General features: G+C 68.5%; 19 protein-coding genes. 9 read left to right on the top strand and 10 right to left on the bottom strand.

Annotated features, from left to right (window positions below):
• Positions 1-57: 57 nt before the first annotated feature.
• Entirely contained in the window at positions 58-1590 is a 1533-nt protein-coding gene (locus tag ACYVF4_RS07430; RefSeq protein WP_460721305.1) for a DUF7059 domain-containing protein, read from the bottom strand.
• Positions 1591-1691: 101 nt separating this feature from the next.
• Here ACYVF4_RS07430 and ACYVF4_RS07425 point away from each other — a divergent pair, with 101 nt between their 5' ends.
• The 3 genes from ACYVF4_RS07425 to trxA all read left to right on the top strand — a co-directional run bounded on the left by ACYVF4_RS07425 (position 1692) and on the right by trxA (position 5338).
• Entirely contained in the window at positions 1692-3881 is a 2190-nt protein-coding gene (locus tag ACYVF4_RS07425) for a DUF6049 family protein (RefSeq protein ID WP_460721303.1), read from the top strand.
• Between the two features lie 73 nt (positions 3882-3954).
• Positions 3955-4941 (top strand): thioredoxin-disulfide reductase, encoded by a 987-nt coding sequence (gene trxB, locus ACYVF4_RS07420; protein WP_460721301.1) that lies wholly within the window; start codon positions 3955-3957, stop codon positions 4939-4941.
• Positions 4942-5014: 73 nt separating this feature from the next.
• Positions 5015-5338, top strand: coding sequence for a thioredoxin (gene trxA, locus ACYVF4_RS07415; RefSeq protein WP_460721299.1), 324 nt, complete (start codon positions 5015-5017; stop codon positions 5336-5338).
• A 25-nt stretch (positions 5339-5363) separates the two neighbouring features.
• On the opposite strand, the gene ACYVF4_RS07410 is transcribed toward trxA, so the two are convergent.
• From ACYVF4_RS07410 to ACYVF4_RS07400, 3 genes are all read right to left on the bottom strand, one after another.
• Positions 5364-5711: a tryptophan synthase subunit alpha gene (locus ACYVF4_RS07410; protein ID WP_460721297.1), complete on the bottom strand. Its 348-nt coding sequence runs from the start codon at positions 5709-5711 to the stop codon at positions 5364-5366.
• Positions 5712-5774: 63 nt separating this feature from the next.
• The gene (locus tag ACYVF4_RS07405) at positions 5775-6833 is read right to left on the bottom strand and encodes a ParB/RepB/Spo0J family partition protein (RefSeq protein ID WP_460721295.1); all 1059 of its coding nucleotides are present in this window, start codon (positions 6831-6833) and stop codon (positions 5775-5777) included.
• Entirely contained in the window at positions 6833-7765 is a 933-nt protein-coding gene (locus ACYVF4_RS07400; protein ID WP_460721293.1) for a ParA family protein, read from the bottom strand. The genes ACYVF4_RS07405 and ACYVF4_RS07400 overlap by 1 nt, the downstream gene beginning before the upstream one ends.
• A gap of 969 nt (positions 7766-8734) precedes the next feature.
• On the opposite strand from ACYVF4_RS07400, the gene ACYVF4_RS07395 reads away from it, so the two are divergent.
• A complete protein-coding gene (locus tag ACYVF4_RS07395; protein WP_460721291.1) occupies positions 8735-9064 on the top strand; it encodes a GIY-YIG nuclease family protein in 330 nt (109 codons plus the stop codon).
• 395 nt (positions 9065-9459) lie between these two features.
• Here ACYVF4_RS07395 and rsmG read toward each other — a convergent pair whose 3' ends face one another.
• The 6 genes from rsmG to rpmH are packed head-to-tail and all read right to left on the bottom strand — an operon-like array spanning position 9460 to position 12580.
• Positions 9460-10110: a 16S rRNA (guanine(527)-N(7))-methyltransferase RsmG gene (rsmG, locus tag ACYVF4_RS07390; RefSeq protein WP_460721289.1), complete on the bottom strand. Its 651-nt coding sequence runs from the start codon at positions 10108-10110 to the stop codon at positions 9460-9462.
• Complete coding sequence (locus tag ACYVF4_RS07385) at positions 10103-10624, bottom strand: Jag family protein (protein WP_460721287.1); 522 nt, start codon at positions 10622-10624, stop codon at positions 10103-10105. Before ACYVF4_RS07385 ends, rsmG begins: the two co-directional genes overlap by 8 nt.
• A 31-nt stretch (positions 10625-10655) precedes the next feature.
• Positions 10656-11726 (bottom strand): membrane protein insertase YidC, encoded by a 1071-nt coding sequence (yidC, locus tag ACYVF4_RS07380; protein WP_460721285.1) that lies wholly within the window; start codon positions 11724-11726, stop codon positions 10656-10658.
• A 7-nt stretch (positions 11727-11733) separates the two neighbouring features.
• Positions 11734-12090, bottom strand: a complete 357-nt coding sequence (yidD, locus tag ACYVF4_RS07375) for a membrane protein insertion efficiency factor YidD (protein ID WP_460721283.1) — start codon at positions 12088-12090, stop codon at positions 11734-11736.
• The gene (gene rnpA, locus ACYVF4_RS07370) at positions 12087-12434 is read right to left on the bottom strand and encodes a ribonuclease P protein component (RefSeq protein WP_460721281.1); all 348 of its coding nucleotides are present in this window, start codon (positions 12432-12434) and stop codon (positions 12087-12089) included. Before rnpA ends, yidD begins: the two co-directional genes overlap by 4 nt.
• An 8-nt stretch (positions 12435-12442) precedes the next feature.
• Positions 12443-12580, bottom strand: coding sequence for a 50S ribosomal protein L34 (gene rpmH / locus ACYVF4_RS07365; RefSeq protein ID WP_064002918.1), 138 nt, complete (start codon positions 12578-12580; stop codon positions 12443-12445).
• Positions 12581-12884: 304 nt separating this feature from the next.
• Here rpmH and dnaA point away from each other — a divergent pair, with 304 nt between their 5' ends.
• From dnaA to gyrB, 5 genes are all read left to right on the top strand, one after another.
• A complete protein-coding gene (dnaA, locus tag ACYVF4_RS07360) occupies positions 12885-14357 on the top strand; it encodes a chromosomal replication initiator protein DnaA (protein ID WP_460721279.1) in 1473 nt (490 codons plus the stop codon).
• 420 nt (positions 14358-14777) lie between these two features.
• On the top strand, positions 14778-15929 hold the full coding sequence (gene dnaN, locus ACYVF4_RS07355) for a DNA polymerase III subunit beta (protein WP_460721277.1): 1152 nt from the start codon (positions 14778-14780) through the stop codon (positions 15927-15929).
• A 50-nt stretch (positions 15930-15979) separates the two neighbouring features.
• Positions 15980-17155, top strand: coding sequence for a DNA replication/repair protein RecF (gene recF / locus ACYVF4_RS07350; RefSeq protein ID WP_460721275.1), 1176 nt, complete (start codon positions 15980-15982; stop codon positions 17153-17155).
• Complete coding sequence (locus tag ACYVF4_RS07345) at positions 17148-17702, top strand: DciA family protein (RefSeq protein WP_460721273.1); 555 nt, start codon at positions 17148-17150, stop codon at positions 17700-17702. Before recF ends, ACYVF4_RS07345 begins: the two co-directional genes overlap by 8 nt.
• 122 nt (positions 17703-17824) lie before the next feature.
• A complete protein-coding gene (gene gyrB, locus ACYVF4_RS07340; protein WP_460721271.1) occupies positions 17825-19858 on the top strand; it encodes a DNA topoisomerase (ATP-hydrolyzing) subunit B in 2034 nt (677 codons plus the stop codon).
• Positions 19859-19917: the final 59 nt, after the last annotated feature.

The raw sequence follows: 19917 nt of genomic DNA, 5'->3' as shown, positions 1-19917 counted from the left end.
CCTACCGAGAGCCGCCTGCGTGCCCCGTGGGGGCGCGGACCGAGGGCAGATGCCGCGTCAGTCGTCGTGGCTGATCTCGAGGATGCCGGTCAGTGCGAGTTCCCGCATCCGAGGAAGGATGTCAGCGCGCAGCGCGACCGGATCGACCTCGAGCAGCTGCGCGACCGCATCGATCAGGACCCCCGCGGGCAGGTCGCCGTCGCAGGCGCCGACCACGGCCGCCATCGCGGAGTCGACGGCGAGGACCCGCCCGAATCCACCACCCTGGCGCAGCTCGATCACGCTCGGGTCGGCCTCGCCAGGCAGGTGATGACGGGCCTCGGTCACGTCGCCGGCGACGGTGAAGACCGTGCGCGACAGCTCCACGTCGTCGAGTGACGCCAGCCGATCATGCGCACGCAGCCCCGTGGCGAGGTGCGACCCGAGCGCGCGGGACGGCAGCGAGTGATGCAGGCGCTCGTAGCGGTCCAGCGTGACCTGCGCGCCGGTCGCCGGGCGCCGCAGCAGGATGTAGCCGAACCCGATCTCGGTGACGCGGCGGGCGCTGAAGTCATCGAGCCACGCATCGATCAGCCGTCCGTGGTCTGCCGATCCGGGGCGGATACCGCCGTCGCGCACCCACAGCTCCGCGTAGGCGAGAGGATCGGCCGCCTCCCGTTCCACGATCCATGCGTCCAGCGGAATGTCATTGGATCGAACCCATTCCCGCACGCGGTCGAGGCCGCTCACACCGTCTCGCGTCTCCCAGTTGCCGAGCAGCTGCGCCACTCCACCCGGTTCCAGATGATCGCCGATGTGACGCACGAACGCGGCGACGAGGTCGTCGCCCACCATCCCTCCGTCACGGTACTCATAAGAGGGGATGCCCTCCGCGCGGGGGGTGATGACGAACGGCGGATTCGACACGATGCGGTCGAAGCGCTCACCGGCGACCGGCTCGAACAGGCTGCCTCGGCGGGTCTCGATCCCGTCGACGTCGTTGAGCAGAGCGTTCAGCTCGGTGAAGCGCAGAGCGCGGTCCGAGATGTCGGTCGCGACCACATGCGCGCAGTCGCGCCGTGCGCGCAGCGACTGGATCCCGCATCCGCTGCCGACGTCCAGCGCACGGCCGGCCGGAGTCGGCAGCTGCAGGCCGGCCAGGGTGAGGGACGCCCCGCCGACCCCCAGCACGTGGTCCTCGGCGATCGGGCCGTCCAGCGCGGCCTCGTCCAGGTCGCTCGCCACCCACCACTGCCCGGCTCCGCGCTCGTCGGCGAAGGACTGCGGACGCACCAGGGCCGTCGGCACGACGGTGTCGCCGTCGAGGCGGGCGAGTCCGAGGGCGACCAGGCCGGCCGACCCCGTGCGCGGAAGCGCGAGATCCACGGATGCCGCGGCCGCCGGCATCCCGAGCATGAGGGTTCGCGCGAGGACCGCGAGAGCATCGTCGCGACCCCCGAGCGCGCGGACGGCGGGGTTCCGCAGCCCACGGCCGACGGCGTCGTCGGCCGTCGCGCCCCACGCGGCGCGCACCGCTTCGGAGTGGTAGCCGGCGGCGGCGAGATCGTCGGCCAGCGAACGGCAGAGAACGGGATCGGGGTGGGGACGCACGGATCCATTCAACCCCGCCGGGGCTCGGCGGGCTTGCGGCCGGCGTTCCGTAGAATCTGTGCAGTCGCGCGACCGGTCGGTCGCGCAGAACGAACCCCTCGATGATCCTCACCTTCTCTGCTCCGAGGCGCCCAGCGCGCCGTCGCCTGGCGACCGCCGCGACCGCCGGGCTCGTGGCGGGGCTGCTGAGCGCGGGGCTGCTGAGCGCCGGGCTGGGATCGGGCGCCTCGTTCGCCGCGACGGCCACGCCGTCGCCGTCGCCGTCCACGTCTCCCGAGCCGGCGACCTCTCCGCTGACCCGCGCGGCCGTCGACCTCACGTTCACGCCCGTCGGCAACGGGGTCGTCGACGCAGGTTCGAACCTCACCATGTCGATCGGGTTGACCAACCGCACGTCGGACGTGCTCGCCGGCGGCGAGGTGACGGTGCGGCTCGGGTCGACGCCGATCGGCGACCGCGACGCGCTCACGCGGTGGCTCGCGGATGATGCGACCGGTGCCCGCCTGAGTGAGGTCGGCAGCACCACGTTCGAACCCCTCGCCGACGGCGAGCTGCAGGTGCGCGGGGTGACCGTGGACGCCGACTCCAGGGCCCTTGAGGGTCGCGCACCCGGGATCTACCCGCTGCTGGCGTCGCTGGACACCGAGGACGGCACGGTCCGCGCCACGAGCGTCATCGTGATCCCCGACGCGGACGCCGAACCCGTCGACGTGGCTCTGGTGGTGCCCATCACCGCCGGCGCCCGCACGGATGCGCTGGTCGGCAGCGAGGAGCTCGCGGAGCTGACCGCTCCCGGCGGCGGCCTGGCCGCGCAGCTCGACGCCGTGGACGGCACGGGCGCGATCCTCGCCGTCGATCCCGCCATCCTGGCCTCCATCCGCGTGCTCGGCACCGCTGCACCCGAGACCGCCCTGACGTGGCTGCAGCGATTCGAGCAGCTCCCGAACGAGCGGTTCGCGCTGCAGTTCGGCGACGCCGACGTCGCCGTCCAGTTCGCCGCCGGCGCGAACGCGCCGCTGCGACCCCGCGCCCTGACGGCGTTCCTCGACCCCGAGGACTTCACCGCCGGTCCGACCCCCGCGCCCACCGCGTCCGCGCTGGATGAGAACGGCCTGCCGCAGCTGCCCGCCCTGCTCGATGTCGGCGAGGCGATCGAGGACGTCTACTGGCCCGCACGCGGCGCGGCACCGGCCGAGACCGTCGACGTGCTGGGCGATCTGGGCGACGGCGACCGCGCATCGACGACGCTCCTCGCGTCCCGTGCGACGTCCCAGGGCCAGTCGGGTCGCACGGTGCCCGCGCACGCCACCGCGGGCGAGGCGGCCGGGGCGCTGGTCTACGACTCCGACATCTCGGCGCTGCTCAGCGACGCCGCCGCCGTCGACGAGACGCTGCCGCGCGGAGCCGCGCTCACGGCGGCCACGGCCCACCTCACCTTCGCCTCCGCCCAGAGCGGCGGGCGGCCCCTCGCGCTGGCGCTCGACCGCAGCATCAGCCGGTCCCGCGTGGGGCTCGGCACGGCGCTCACCGCGGTGGCGCAGGCCCCCGGCATCCGGATCTCCCAATGGGATGCCGTCGGCGCGGCGCCCGCGCGCGACGTCGACCTCGTCGAGCTCGAGGTGGACGAGGAGCGCCGCCAGGCGGCATCCGCTCTGTTCGCGGCCGAAGAGGACCTGGCGAGGTTCGCCACCATCCTCGACGACGCCTCTCTTCTCACCGGCCCCGAGCGGGGCGAGATCCTGCAGCTGCTGGGAACGGCGTGGATCGCGCAGCCGTTCGCCTTCGACGTCGCGGTCTCTGAGCACCGGCTGTCGACCCGGGCGACCATCGGCTCGGTCGAGCTGCTGCCCACGAGCGACATCACCCTCGCCGGCTCGTCGGCCGACCTGCGCTTCTGGGTGCGCAACGACCTGCCGTACCCCGTCGAGCTGGTCCTCTACGCGGCGCCGGATGACCTGCGTCTGAACGTGCAGCGGGCGACGACCGTCACCGCCACCGCGCAGAGCAACACCCGCGTGGTGGTCCCCGTCCAGGCGCGTCTGGGCAGCGGGCAGGTCTCGCTGGACCTGCAGCTGCGCAGTCCGTCCGCGATCGCGATCGGCGGACCCGAGCGGGTCACGGTCAACGTCCGCGCCGAGTGGGAGGGTGTGGGCATCACCGTGCTCGGCGTCCTCGTGGGCGGCATGGTGGTCTTGGGCGCCGTCCGAACCGTGCTGCGCGTGCGCGCCCGGCGGAACGCCCGTGCGGTGGCGTCCGGGGACGACGGTGACGACGAGGTGACCGGCGGCTGAACCGCGGGAGGGGTCGGAATGCCCCGCGACTAGCATGTGTTGTAGCACCCGGTATCAATCGAAGGGGGCGCACGTGCGTCAGGTCATCATCATCGGCTCCGGTCCTGCGGGCTACACCGCGGCGATCTACGCGGCTCGGGCGAACCTCGCGCCGCTCGTCGTGGCCAGCTCGGTCGAAGCCGGCGGAGAGCTGATGAACACCACCGAGGTCGAGAACTTCCCCGGCTTCCCCGAGGGCATCCAGGGTCCCGAGCTGATGGAGAAGATGCAGCAGCAGGCCGAGCGCTTCGGCGCCGAGGTGCTGTACGACGACGTCGTGTCGCTCGACATCGACGGACCGGTGAAGAAGGTCACGCTCGGCAGCGGCACCTCGCACGAGGCCGACGCGATCGTCTTCGCGACGGGGTCCGCCCCCCGCAAGATCGGCATCGAGGGCGAGTCCCGCCTCTCGGGCCGTGGCGTGTCGTACTGCGCGACGTGCGACGGGTTCTTCTTCCGCGAGAAGGCCATCGCGGTCGTCGGCGGCGGAGACTCGGCGATGGAAGAGGCGACGTTCCTGACCAAGTTCGCCTCGAAGGTCTACGTCATCCACCGCCGTGACGAGCTGCGCGCGTCCAAGATCATGCAGGAGCGAGCGTTCAAGAACGACAAGATCGAGTTCGTGTGGAACAGCGAGGTCGTCGACATCGTCGGCGAGGATGCCGTCAGCGGCGTCGTGCTGGAGTCCACCGTCGACGGGTCCCGTCGTGAACTGGCGCTCGAGGGCGTGTTCGTCGCGATCGGCTACGACCCCCGCACGCACCTCGTGCACGGCAAGCTCGACCTCACCCCGGAGGGCACCGTCTGGGTGGACGGCCGCTCCTCGCGCACCTCGGTGCCGGGTGTGTTCGCCGCCGGCGACGTCATCGACCCCACGTACCGGCAGGCCGTGACGGCCGCGGGCAGCGGCACCGTCGCTGCCCTGGACCTCGAGCACTACCTCGCGGGGCTGGGCGAGGCGGGCGAGCCCGCACCGCACGCGGACCCCATCGAGGGCCTGCCCGAGGTCTCCACGGTCTGAGCGTCGCCGGAACAATCCCGGCGCGCCTCGCGTTTACCCCCACCGACAGTCTTCCCGACCGAAGGAGAACCGCATGACTGCGAAGACCACGTCCTCCGCGACCTGGGACCAGGACGTCCTCAACGCCGACGGCCCGGTCCTCGTCGACTTCTGGGCGGCCTGGTGCGGCCCGTGTCGCATGGTGGCCCCCGTCCTCGACGAGATTCAGAACGAGCACCCCGACAAGATCACCGTGCTCAAGCTCAACGTCGACGAGAACCCCGACCTGGCGATGAAGTACCAGATCACCTCTATCCCGGCGATGAAGGTCTTCAACAAGGGTCAGGTCGAGACGACGATCATCGGCGCCAAGCCGAAGTTCGCGCTCGAGAAGGACCTCGCCGCCTACATCGGCTGATCAGCATCCGGCCGGTCGAACCGGCTCACGGTACGTCGACACGCACCGTCGCATCCCAGCGGCGGTGCGTGTTCGCTTTTCCGAGCAGGCGCCAGACTGCGGGCGTGAGGGGCGGGTAGTCGAGGGCGATCTGACGCAGCACGCGGTAATTGCGGGCGGCCCCCGGACGCACGCCCCCGTTCGCGGCGATGTTCTCTGCGCGCAGCATGAACACCACCAGTTCGTCGACGCTCGGCAGGTCCTCCATGAAGTCCCACGGGTCCTCACCGCCGCGCAGCCGCTCGGCGATCAGGGCGGACAGTTCGTCACCGGCCTCGGCGCGAAGGAGTTCCAGGCTCGCGCGGCGCGCGGGGTGCTGTTCGTCGTTCGCCATCCATCCAGGGTACGTGGCTGCGGCGACGTCGGTCGCTTCGCAGCCACGCCTGTGGAGGACGCGTCAGTTCGAGCCGTACCCCGACTCGCCCAGCTCCTCGAGAATCCGATTCAGATCCTGGATGCTGGCGAATTCAATGCTGACCTGGCCTTTACGCGCTCCGAGCGCGACCTTGACGCGGGTGTTCAGCCGGTCGCCCAGACGATCGGCGACCTCGTCGAGATACGCCCGTCGCGCACCGGGGTGAGGTTTCGGGGATCGGGAGCCACCGGCATCCGTCGACTTGGCGGCAGCCTCTGCCGCGCGGACCGAGAGGTCCTCGTTGACGATCTTGTCGGCCAGTCGCTGCATGCGGTCCGTGTCGTGGAGAGACAGGATGGCGCGGGCATGCCCGGCACTCAGAACGCCGGCGGCCACCCGCTGCTGCACGGGGACGGGCAGTTTGAGCAGGCGGATCGTGTTGCTGATCTGAGGACGCGACCGGCCGATGCGGCTGGCGAGCTCCTCCTGCGTGATTCCGAAGTCCTCGAGTAGCTGCTGATAGGCGGATGCCTCTTCCAGCGGATTGAGCTCGGACCGGTGCAGGTTCTCCAGCAGAGCGTCGCGCAGCAGATGCTCGTCGGCGGTCTCGCGGATGATCGCAGGAATCGAGGTCAGTCCGGCCTCGCGCGCGGCACGGGTGCGACGCTCACCCATGATGAGCTCGTACTGGCCATCCTCGTTCGCGCGCACCACCACCGGCTGCAGGACGCCGAATTCACGGACGCTGTGCACCAGTTCGGCGAGATCGTCCTCGTCGAAGTGTGTCCGCGGCTGACGCGGGTTGGGCACGATGTCGTGGGGGTCGATGTGCGCGAGACGGGCGCCGGGGACGGCGACGAGGTCCTCGTGGGGTTCGTCCTCCCGCCCGGGTGACTCGGACTGCGTCGCGGGGTCCGCGGCGGCCGGCTGATCGGTCGCGGATCCCTCGTCGCGTGTCGTCTCGTCACGCGGGGTTTCGTCGGCGTCCTCTGCCCGCTCGCTGGAGCGCGGGAAGAACACGTCCGCAGGGCGGGATTCTGCCGGCTCACTCGTGGGGATCAGCGCGCCGATCCCCCGTCCCAGACCTGTGCGCTTGGCCATCAGGACTCTCCTTCTTCGATGTTCGCGTGATCGCGCTGGATGATCTCGACCGCTGCCTCCTTATAGGCGATCGCGCCCGCGGACTGGCCGTCGTAGGCGATGACGGTCTGCCCGAAGCTCGGCGCCTCGGAAACCCGCACCGATCGCGGGATGACGGTGTGCAGCACCTCACGCGGGAAGTGCTCCCGCACCTCGTCGGCGACCTGCTGCGCCAGTCGGGTGCGGCCGTCGTACATCGTGAGCATGATCGTCGAGAGATGCAGGCGCGGGTTGAGGTGCTTCTGGATCATCTTGACTGTGCCGAGAAGCTGGCTGAGACCTTCGAGCGCGTAGTACTCGCACTGGATCGGGATGAGCAGTTCATCCGCCGCGGTGAACGCGTTGATCGTGAGCAGGCCGAGCGACGGCGGGCAGTCGATGATGATGAAGTCGAGCTTGTGGGCGGGATCCGCCAGGTAGTCCTCGACCGCGGTGCGCAGGCGGTGCTCGCGAGCCACCTGCGAGACGAGTTCGATCTCGGCGCCGGCGAGGTGGATGGTGCTCGGCGCGCAGAGCAGGTTATCCGACTCCGGGCTCGTCTGGATGATGTCGGCGAGGGGGAACTCGTCGATCAGCACGTCGTAGACGCTGGGCGTCTCGGCCGTGTGCGGAACCCCGAGAGCCGTAGAGGCGTTCCCCTGAGGGTCCAGGTCGATCACGAGAACCCTGGCGCCGACGGCGACGAGCGCGGCGGCGACGTTCACGGCGGTGGTCGTCTTTCCGACGCCGCCCTTCTGGTTCGAGATGGTCACGACGCGCGTTCGGCCGCTGAGTTCGACTTCGACGCTCTCGAGCTGCCGGCGGCGCGCGGACAGGTCGGCGAGCTCACGGGCGATCGGACTGTCGTCCAACGAGAAGGAGGTGCTGGCGCTGGTCTCGTCGGATGGTTTCACGTGAAACGCTCTTCCCTTCGCGCGCCGGCAACAACGTCCTCTACTCTAACCTCCCCCTCCCCCTTTCCCCGCTCCTCACCCCCCACCCGCCGATCGAGTAGCCCCGCAGGCGCGTATCCGAGATTCCCGCGTTTCACGTGAAACGCTGGTGCTGCATTCGCCCGGTCTCGGTACGCCGGCTCCGCCGGCTACTCGACCACCGGGCCCACCCCACCCGCCGATCGAGTAGCGCCGCAGGCGCGTACCGAGATCCACCCCGGAGTTCTCGATACGCCGGCTCGGCGGCTACTCGACCCCCGGGCCCACCCCACCCGCCGATCGAGTAGCGCCGCAGGCGCGTACCGAGATCCCCGCGTTTCACGTGAAACGCTGGTGCTGCATTCGGCCGGTCTCGATACGCCGGCTCCGCCGGCTACTCGACCACCGGGCACCCCACCCGGCGATCGAGTAGCGCCGCAGGCGCGCACCGAGATCCACCCCGGAGTTCTCGATACGCCGGCTCGGCCGGCTACTCGTCCCCCGGGCCCACCCCACCCGCCGATCGAGTAGCGCCGCAGGCGCGTACCGAGATCCCCGCGTTTCACGTGAAACGCTGGTGCTGCATTCGGCCGGTCTCGATACGCCGGCTCCGCCGGCTACTCGACCACCGGGCACCCCACCCGGCGATCGAGTAGCGCCGCAGGCGCGTACCGAGATCCACCCAGGGCTTCTCGATACGCCGGTTCCGCCGGCTACTCGACCACCGGGATCCCCCGTAGATCGAGTAGCGCCGCAGGCGTGTACCGAGATCCATCCGCGGCCTCAAACTCGGCCTTACGCGTTCGCTCGAATCCGAACCACCCACGTCCCCACACGTTTCACGTGAAACGGTCAACCAACTTCTCCTGCACACCACTTGGTGCGGCCGGATTCATTCACCGATGTCGTCTAGTCGCTGACGACACCCAATCCAGGCACGACACTCGGGTGATGGGCTACATGTACATCCTCGAGTGTTCGGATCGCAGTCTCTACGTGGGCAGCACCAAAGACCTAGATCGACGACTCGCGGAACATAACTTCGGTGAGGGCGCGAAGTACACGAGAACGCGCCGGCCGGTGCGGCTGCTGTACTTCGAAGAGTTCGAGCGGATCGACGACGCGTACGGGCGCGAGAAGCAGGTGCAAGGGTGGAGTCGCAGTAAGCGACTGGCGCTTGTGAAGGGTCAGGTAGACAAGCTCAGCCCGCTCAGCAAGAAGCAATGGGGGTCTGTTTCAGCAGCTACCGGACAGCCTGCGACTGACGATCTCGAGGGGTAGATCTCGGTACGCGCCTACGGCGCTACTCGATCGGCGGGACCTCCGGAGGACGAGCAGCCGGTGAAGCCGGCGTATCGGGAACCCATTCATACGCCACCCGGCGTTTCACGTGAAACGGGCGGATCTCGGAGCGCGCCTGCGGCGCTACTCGATCGACGCGTAGGGGTGCACCGGTGGTCGAGTAGCCGGTGAAGCCGGCGTATCGAGACCACCTTCACGCAGCATCCCCCGTTTCACGTGAAACGGGGGATCTCGGTACGCGCCTTCAGCGCTACTCGATCGGCGGTCGGTCAGCGGGGATCTCGGCACGCGCCTGGGCGCTACTCGATCGGCGGTCGGTCGGGGGGATCTCGGTACGCGCCTTCGGCGCTACTCGATCGGCGGGGGTTGCGAGGTCAGCGGACGGTGGCGCGGAGGACGCGAGTGGGCTCGGAGAGCAGACCCTCACCGAGAACCTCGACGCGCGCATTCGTGACCTTGAACTTGCGAAGCTGTTTCTCTGCGGCCTCGATCTCGTTCGCCACCGATGCTCCCTTGAGCAGAATCAGCTCTCCGCCATCACGGACCAGCGGCGCAGTGATCGGCACCAGGGTGCGCAGCGCGCTGACAGCGCGTGCGGTGACGGCGTCCAGCACCGGTCCCTGACGCCAATCTTCCGCGCGAGCACGAAGCACCTCGACGTTTTCGAGCCCCAACTCCGCGACCTGCTCGGTGAGCCACGCCACACGACGCTCCATCGGCTCGATCAGCACCCACTCGACATCAGGTCGAGCGATCGCGAGCACAAGACCCGGCAACCCTGCGCCGGAACCCACGTCGCCGACGCGGCCAGAGAACAGGGGGGCGGCGACCACACTATTGAGAATGTGCCGTGTCCACAGGCGCGGGGGCTCCAGAGGACCGATCAGCCCGCGTTCCTCGCCGTAAGCCGCAAGCGCAGCAGTGAAACGACGTGCGAGGTCGATCCGATCACCGAAGATCTCCGCGGCGATCGCGGGCTCCGCTTCCACGCCCGTGGTGGGCGTTTCACGTGAAACGTCAGCCACGACGCACGACGGTGTGGCGGTTGGCGCCTTCGCCGTAGGACTCCGAGACGAAACCGCGCTCCGAGACGATGTCGTGCACGAGCTTGCGCTCATAGCTGGACATCGCCGGCAGGGAGGCCTGCGATGCTCCCTCATCCAGCTTGGCGATCGCACGATCGACGAGCGTAGCGAGCTCCTGCTGACGGGCGCTGCGCGAGCCGCCGATGTCGAGGATCAGCCGCGAGAACCGACCGGTGCGATTCTGCACGGCGATGCGGGTCAGTTCCTGCAGCGCCTGCACGGTGTCGGGGTCCGAGATCGTCGCGACCGCAGCGGCGTCCTCAGCCTCGACGGACACATAGGCACGTCCCGATCTCACGTCGAGCGCCAGATCACCGTCGATGTCCGCGATGTCCAGCAGTTCCTCGATGAAGTCGGCGGCGATGTCGCCCTCTTCCTCGAGCTCCTCGATGGTGGGCTGAGCCCGGTCGGGGCGCGTCACGTCGGCGGGGGCGTACTCGGGGGTGCTGGTCATGATGTCCTCGTCGAGATCGCGGGTCGATAGATCAGGATGCCGCGCCCTGGGCGCCGTCCGGCGCATCGGCCGGCTTGGCCGGCGAGCCGGGCTTCTTCTGCGACTGCTTCTTGGCGCGCTGCTTGCTCACCGGCTGCTGGCGCTTGGGCGCGGCGGCACGGGCGGCCTCGGCCTCTTCATACAGGCGCTGCTGCTCGGCGAGGTACTTGTCCATCGGCACGACCTTGCCCTGCGCGTCGATGGCCTTGCCCTTGCGCGCCAGACGCTCCTCACGGGCCTTCGCCGCGTCGGAACCAGGGGTCGGCATCTCGCGGATGACGAGGAACTGCTGGCCCATCGTCCACAGGTTCGAGACGAACCAGTAGATGACGACGCCGAGGGGGAAGAAGACACCCGAGAAGACGAAGGCGAACGGCAGGACGTACAGCATGATCTTCTGCATCTGATACGCCTGGCCGGTCTTGGCCTCGGGGGAGAGGTTCTTCGAGATGATCTGCAGCTGCGTGAAGAACTGCGAGACGATCATCAGGACCACGAGGATCAGCAGGATCACGATCGCGACGGTGTTGCTGCTCTCGATCGCGTTGATGAGCGTCTCGTGCAACGACGCGACGCCGAACAGCTTCGCGTCGTAGAACTGCTGCGTCAGCTGGTTGTTGAGCAGTCCGACGCCGCTGAACTCGGGATTCTGCGCGATCTTCTGCACATCGTTCAGCACGCTGAACAGCGCGAAGAAGATCGGCATCTGCACCAGCAGCGGCAGGCAGCTCGAGACCGGGGTCGTGCCGTGCTTCTTATACAGCGCCATCGTCTCGCGGCTCATCGCCTCGCGGGACAGCTGATCGCGCTTGCCCTTGTACTTCTCCTGAACTTTCCGCAGTTCAGGGGCGATTTCCATCATCTTGCGCTGGCTCTTGATCTGCTTCACGAAGAGCGGGATCAGCGCTGCGCGCACCACGATGACGAGTCCGACGATCGCGAGGACCCACGTGAAACCGTCAGCCGGCGGCATCCCCACCAACGTGAAGAACGAGTGCCACGCGACGAGCACGGCCTCGACCGCCCACTTGAGCGGCCAGAGGATGATGCCGAAGAGATCCATGGGCGGATCAGTCCTTTCGTGTTGCGCCCGGCACGACGAACCCGTGCGGGGTGAGCTCGTGACGGAAATCAGGATGCAGCGGAACGTCGTCCACGCCGCCTTGCGCCCACGGGTGGCAACGGGCCAGCCGCGCCGCGGTCAGCACGACGCCCTTCGCCAGACCGTGCTGCTGCACGGCGCCGACGGCGTAGGCCGAGCAGGACGGGAAGTACTTGCACACGTCGCCGTACGTGTGCGAGATGGTCGCCCTATATGCGTGCAGCAGAGTGAGGCCGGCGTTCCGGGGGACGAGGGGGAGCGCTCGAACGAGATCGGCGGTGTTCAGGTGGGCGTCGCCGCGGGCGTACGCCGGCAGCACGCTCACGCGGCCCTCCGAGCGAGGCATCGCGCGACCTCGTCGCGCAGATCCTGAAAAGAGGCGGATGCCGCGCTGGGCAGTGCGCGGATGACGATGTCGCTGCCGGGGCGAACCGTCGGCAGCGACTGCGCACATACGGCTTTCAGCCGTCGGCGCACGGTATTGCGCACGACGGCTGATCCGACTTGGCGGCTGACGATGAAGCCGAAGCGAGCAGCGGCGGGACCGGAGGTCTCGTCCTCGGCCGCGATCACATAGGTCACCGTGTGCGCTCCGGCACAACGACGGCCCCGACGGACGACGGCCTTGTAATCCGATCCGCGGGTGAGTCGGTTCGGCCTCGCCAGCACCGCTCGCGTCAGGCCGAGAGCTCGGTGCGGCCCTTGGAGCGGCGGGCCGAGAGGATGGCGCGGCCGGCGCGCGTGCGCATGCGGGCGCGGAAGCCGTGCTTCTTGGCGCGACGGCGGTTGTTGGGCTGGAAGGTGCGCTTGCTCATTGGGGATCACTTCCGGATCAGGGTGTCACCGGGACGCTCAGACCGGGGACGATGTACACAGGGGACTGCCGCGAGGGCACAAGTCAACCGATTAAGGCTACGTCGATAACCGCGATAACTCAAACCGAGCCCGCGTGCGGACATATCACGAGGGTACCGGCTCACCCTGGCAAGGACACGCGGGCCGGTCCTACAGTGGAGTTTGCTCCGGACAGGCCCGCTGACTAGCGTTGCTCCGACAGTTATCCACAGGTCGCGTGTGCACTCCGCTGCCCTGTGAGCACACTTTCTTCACGGGGGGCCCATGTCATCGCACGAGATTCCAGATGTACCCGTCTGGTCGGCTGTGCTGGGCGAGCTCTCGTCGGATGATCGCATCAGCCCGCAGCTGCAGGGATTCCTGAACCTCGCGGTTCCTCAGGGCGTCATGGGCGGAACTCTCTACCTCGACGTGCCGAACGACCTCACCGCCGCGCAGTTCACCAAGCGCATGCGCAACTCGATCATGGAGGCCCTCTCCCGCGTCGAGGACCAGGTCGCGGAGCCCGCGAGCACCTTCCGCGTGGTGGTGAATCCGGAACTCGTCGACGCCCCGCCGGCGCCGGTTTCCCCCAACTCATCCACAGCTTCATCCACAGACTCCGCTCCGGTCGCTTCGTCGGCGCCCAGCCCCGTGCTCGGGTCGTCGATCGGTCGCATCGGCATCGAAGAACAGACGGATGCCGGCATCGGCGGCTCCCGGAGCGACACCAGGCTGAACCCGAAGTACACGTTCGACAACTTCGTCATCGGCCAGTCCAACCGCTTCGCGCACGCCGCGGCCGTCGCGGTGGCAGAGGCTCCTGCGAAGGCATACAACCCGCTGTTCATCTACGGCGACTCTGGGCTCGGCAAGACGCACCTGCTTCACGCGATCGGCGACTACGCGATCAGCCTGTACGCCGGCATCAAAGTGCGGTACGTCTCGAGCGAAGAGTTCACGAACGACTTCATCAACTCGATCGCCAACAACCGCGGCTCGGCGTTCCAGGCCCGGTACCGCGATGTCGACATCCTGCTGATCGACGACATCCAGTTCCTGCAGGGCCGCGCCGAGACGCAGGAAGCGTTCTTCCACACCTTCAACACGCTGCACGACCACGACAAGCAGGTCGTGATCACCAGCGATGTGCCGCCGAAGCACCTGACGGGCTTCGAGGACCGCATGCGCAGCCGGTTCGAGTGGGGTCTCATCACCGACGTCCAGGCGCCCGACCTCGAGACCCGCATCGCGATCCTCCGCAAGAAGGCGCAGAGCGAGCGGCTCCACATCCCCGACGAGGTGCTGGAGTACATCGCCACCGTCGTCTCGAGCAACATCCGGGAGCTCGAAGGCGCGCTGATCCGTGTCTCGGCCTTCGCCAGCCTCAACCGGTCCACCCTCGACATGTCGCTGGCGCAGACCGTCCTGCGCGACATCGTCGACCAGGACGACGCCAACGTGGTGTCGCCGACCGACATCATCAGCGCGACCGCGCAGTACTTCAAGCTCACCGTCGACGACCTGTACGGGTCGAGCCGCTCGCAGTCCGTGGCCACCGCCCGCCAGATCGCGATGTATCTGTGCCGGGAGCGCACGAGCCTCTCGCTGCCCAAGATCGGGCAGCTCTTCGGCAATCGCGACCACACCACGGTGATGTACGCGTACAAGAAGATCAGCGACCTCATGAAGGAGCGGCGCTCGATCTACAACCAGGTCTCCGAGATCACGTCGCAGCTCGGCCGCAACGGCCGCTGACCTCGGCACCGGCCCATTCCGCAACCGGCACTTGACAGCATCCGGCGGCGCCGCCATCATTCGCCGTTCTGCACAGTGTGGAAAACCTGTGGATAACTCCGCCAGCCTGCGGACAAGGATGTGAGCGACCGGCGGGTGAGCTGTGGACGGACGTCGAACCGGGATGCCGGCATCCGGCGTCTCTCCCTTAAGAATCCGCAGCCGATCCACAACTCACACGATTGTGGTTCCCAGCCGCCGAGCGGGATCCACGGACTTATCCACACTTTCCACACCTGTTAACAAGATGACAGAGAGATAGATATTCATGGCCGTCCGATCACCTTTGCGGAGCCGGGTCGCTTCGGACATCGCGTCGCTGGCATCCAGCGCCCGTACCACTAGCATGAGAAGGCCCAACCCGCTGTCGAGGGAGCATTCGTGAAGTTCCACGTCAACCGCGATGTGTTCAGCGAAGCCGTGTCGTTCGTGGTGAAGCTGCTGCCGCAGCGCAATCCGCAGCCGATCCTGGCCGGTGTGCTGATCGAAGCGTCCTCCGACGGTCTGTCATTGGCGGCCTTCGACTACGAGGCGTCCGCCCGCACCACGATCGAGGCCACGGTCGACGAACCGGGCACGATCCTCGTGCACGGCCGGCTGCTGTCTGACATCGCCAGCCGGCTGCCGAATGCACCCGTGCAGATCCAGGTCGACGAGGACGGCGGCATCCTGCTGACGTGCGGCTCGGCCCGCTTCACCCTCGCGTCGATGCCCGTGCAGGAATACCCCGCGATCCCCGAGGTGACCGGCGAGACCGGGCTCGTTCCCGCAGAGGACTTCGCGACCGCGATCGCCCAGGTCGCCTTCGCCGCGTCGCGCGATGACGTCACGCCCGTCCTCACGGGTGTGCAGCTCGAGGCCTCCGGCACCCAGCTGAGCCTGGTCGCCACCGACCGCTACCGCGTGGCGCTCCGCGAGATCCCGTGGGACGGCGGAGCGACCGCGAGCGACGAGCCCACCACCGCGCTCGTCCCCGCCCGGACCCTGACCGAGGTCGGCAAGACCTTCGCCCACTCCGGCGACATCTCGATCGCGTTCTCGGGCTCCGGCGACCGCGAGATCATCGCGTTCACGTCGGGGAACAAGACCGTCACGTCACTGCTGATCAAGGGCAACTTCCCGCCGGTCAGGCGCCTGTTCCCCGAGCAGAACGAGCACCACGCCGTGGTCAACACGGCGGAGCTGGCCGAGGCGGTGCGTCGCGTGTCCCTCGTGCTCGACCGCTCGGCACCGCTGCGTTTCACGTTCACGACCGACAGCGTGTCGATGGACGCCTCGGGCACCGAGCAGGCCCGCGCGACGGAGTCCGTCGACGCGCACCTCGTCGGCGAGGACGTGACGCTGGGACTGAACCCGCAGTACCTGCTGGAGTCGCTCGGCGCGGTCAAGAGCGAGTTCGCGCGCATCACGTTCACGTCGAGCGACAACGCCAACAAGCTCAGCCCGGTGCTGATCACCCCGCAGACCTCGGTGGACACGGCCGGCGAGCAGTCCTTCAAGTACCTGCTGCAGCCCAACCTGCTGCTGCGGTGACGCGTCCGGCCCGTTCCGCCCGGGTCGGAAGGGCCGCGTAAGGTGATGCGGTGATCGTGGAGCAGCTCAGTCTCGTGGACTTCCGCAATTATGCGGAAGCCGACGTGACGCTGGGCCCCGGTCCGAACGTCTTCGTCGGTCGCAACGGCCAGGGCAAGACGAATCTGGCCGAGGCGATCGGCTACCTCGCCACTCTCGGCTCGCATCGCGTCACCAGCGACGCCCCGATGGTGCGGGACGGCTGCGACTCTGCCGTCATCCGCGCCCGGCTCGCCCACGGCGAGCGTCGCGTGCTGCTCGAGGCGCAGCTCAACCGCCAGGGCGCGAACAAGGCTCGCGTCAACGGCGCGCCCGTGAAGCCGGCCGAACTCCCGCGCTACGCGCAGGTCGTGCTCTTCGCCCCCGAGGATCTGCAGATCGTCCGCGGAGACCCCTCTGCGCGGCGGCGTTTCGTCGATCAGCTGCTCATCCAGCGGGCGCCGCGCCTCGCCGCGGTCCTCGCCGACTACGACCGCGTGCTCAAGCAGCGCACCGCCCTGCTGAAGTCCGCGCGTGCGCGCGGGCTCCGCGGGGACGCCCTGCCGACCCTCGACGTGTGGGACGACAAGCTCATCGCCCTGGGGACCGAGGTCATCCAGGCACGGTCGGCGCTCACCGCGGCGCTCGCCGAGCCCGTCGCCGACAGCTACCGCGCGATCGCCGGCGCGGATCACCGTCCCGAGCTGCGCTGGTCGCTCTCGGTGGCCGGCGCGGGCGAGGACTCCGACGAAGAGACGATGACGGATGCCGGGCCCGCCGGTCTCGCCGACGCGTTCCGGCGCGCGCTGGCCGAGCGCCGCGCCGCGGAGTTCGATCGCGGCATCACCCTCGTCGGCCCGCATCGCGACGACCTGCGTCTGATCCTCCGGGGCCTGCCGGTCAAGGGATACGCCTCGCACGGGGAGTCCTGGTCGATGGCTCTGGCACTGCGACTGGCCTCGGCCCAGCTGCTGCGCGCCGATTCGCGCCTAGGTGACCCCGTGCTGATCCTCGACGACGTGTTCGCCGAGCTCGATGCCGATCGCCGCGCCCGGTTGGCGGATCTCGTCGGCGGCTTCGAGCAGGTCATCGTCACCGCGGCCGTCGATGCCGACATCCCGCCCGCGCTCCGCGCGCGCATGGTGCGGGTCGAGGCCGGCACGATCGTCGGCACGCCGGCGGCGAACCCGGGTTCCGACGATGAGTGATCCGGACGAGCGGCCCGCGCCGCCGGCATCCGATCGTCCCGAGCCGGCGCTGCCGGCCGCGGTCGGCACCCCCCGGATCCCCGAGACTGTCGCGACCTATCTGCGGCTGCGCGGCCTCGACCCCTCGCCGCGCGCCTATCGCCGGCGTCGTCGCCGGACGGAGGACGACGAGAATCAGCCGTTCACCGCGGGCCGGGATCCGCGCGGGCTCGGCGATGTCATCGCCGACCTGACCAGGGAGTCGGGGTGGGAGGCGCAGCTCTCGCGCGAGGATGTGGTCCGTGCGTGGGACGAGGTGGCCGGCGCCGACACCGCCGCGCGGACGCGGCCGGTGGCCTTCGCGGACGGCGTGCTGGTCGTGCAGGCCGACTCCACGGCGTGGGCGAAGCAGCTTCAGATCATGCGCGCGCAGATTCTGTCCGAGATCATTCGGCGCTTCCCCGACGCGGGTGTCGAGTCCATCCGCTTTCTCGGGCCGGACGTCCCCTCGTGGAAATGGGGTCCCAGAACGATTCCAGGCCGTGGCCCGCGCGATACCTACGGCTGACGCACGTCCGCGGTCGTTCCAGGGGATTTCATCGCGCCACAGGCCCGTACAACAGTGAAGAGGCGGCCCTCGCTTGTTAGACTGAAGCGGATCTGTGTCGAGAATGTGGAGCGCTTGAACCTATGACGTCCGTGAACCCCGAAAGCGTTCCCGAGGAACCCGAAACTCCGGCAGTGAAGGCTCCCAACGAATACGGGGCAGACGCCATCCAGGTGCTCGAAGGTCTCGAGGCCGTGCGCAAGCGCCCCGGCATGTACATCGGATCCACGGGGGAGCGCGGGCTGCACCACCTGGTGTACGAGATCGTCGACAACTCCGTGGACGAGGCCCTCGCCGGCTACTGCGACACGATCGAGGTCACGATCCTCGCCGACGGCGCCGTCCGCGTCGTCGACAACGGCCGCGGCATCCCGGTGGACATGCACCGGACCGAGGGCAAGTCCACGGTCGAGGTGGTCCTGACGGTGCTTCACGCGGGCGGAAAGTTCGGCGGCGGCGGCTACGCCGTCTCGGGCGGCCTGCACGGCGTCGGATCGTCGGTCGTGAACGCGCTGTCGAGCCGCCTCGAGGTCGAGGTCAAGCGTCAGGGTCACGTGTGGCGGCAGTCCTACCGCGACGGCGGGGTGCCGCAGGCCCCGCTGGCCAAGGGGGAAGAGAGCAGCCAGACCGGCACCACCATCACCTTCTGGCCGGACGACACGATCTTCGACACGATCGACTTCGACTACGACACCCTGCGCACCCGCTTCCAGCAGATGGCGTTCCTCAACAAGGGGCTGCGCATCGACCTGCGCGACGAGCGGGCCGAAGAGGTCATCGACGATGTCGACGCGGTGGATGCCGAGCCGCAGGCCCGCCACGACAGCTTCCTCTACGAGCGCGGGCTGGTGGACTACGTGGAGTACCTGAACAAGGTCCGCCACGCCGACATCGTCAACGACGAGATCATCGAGGTGGAGTCCGAGGACACCGACCGCAAGATCGCCATGGAGATGGCGATGCAGTGGACCACGAGCTACACCGAGAACGTCTTCACCTTCGCCAACACCATCAACACCCACGAGGGCGGGACCCACGAAGAGGGCTTCCGTGCCGCGCTCACGGCCCTGGTGAACCGCTACGCGCGGGCGAACAACCTCCTCAAAGAGAAGGAGGACAACCTCACCGGCGAGGACATCCGCGAGGGTCTGACCGCCGTCATCTCGGTGAAGCTGTCCGAACCGCAGTTCGAGGGCCAGACCAAGACGAAGCTGGGCAACACCGAGGCCAAAGCGTTCGTGCAGAAGGTGGTCGGCGACCAGCTCGGCGACTGGTTCGACCGCAACCCCGCCCAGGCCAAGAACGTCATCCGCAAGGCGATCGACGCCGCCACGGCCCGCCTGGCCGCCCGCAAGGCGCGCGAGACGGCTCGCCGCAAGAGCGTCTTCGAGTCCGCGGCGATGCCCGACAAGCTCAAGGACTGCACCAGCAAGGACCCCTCGATCAGCGAGATCTTCCTCGTCGAGGGCGACTCGGCCGGCGGCTCGGCGGTGCAGGGTCGCGACCCGCACACGCAGGCGATCTTGGCCCTGCGCGGCAAGATCCTGAACGTCGAGCGCGCGCGGCTCGACAAGGCCCTGGGCAACAAAGAGGTCCAGGCGATGATCCAGGCCTTCGGCACGGGCATCGGCGAGGACTTCGACATCGACAAGGCGCGCTATCACAAGATCGTGCTGATGGCCGATGCCGACGTCGACGGCCAGCACATCACGACGCTGCTGCTGACCCTGCTGTTCCGCTACATGCGCGGGCTGATCGAGGCCGGTTTCGTCTATCTCGCCCAGCCGCCGCTGTACCGCCTGAAGTGGTCGAACTCCCCGCACGAGTACGCCTACAGCGACCGGGAGCGCGACGCGCTGCTGGTCGAGGGGCAGGCGCAGGGCAAGCGCATCCCGAAGGACAACGCGATCCAGCGCTACAAGGGTCTCGGCGAGATGAACGACCACGAGCTGTGGGAGACCACCATGGACCCGCAGTCGCGGACGCTCCGCCAGGTCACCATCGACGACGCGGCGGCCGCCGACGAGATCTTCACCATCCTGATGGGCGAGGACGTCGAGTCCCGCCGCGGATTCATCCAGCGAAACGCCAAGGACGTCCGCTTCCTGGACATCTGATGCTTCGTCTCGGCGGCGTCGCCGCCCCGCTCAGCAACCGGTCCCTGAGCGAGCACGCG

The sequence above is a fragment of the Microbacterium aureliae genome (assembly GCF_054780155.1).
Note: the sequence above shows the minus strand (reverse complement) of the source record. Positions and strands in the feature narration are given on the sequence as shown.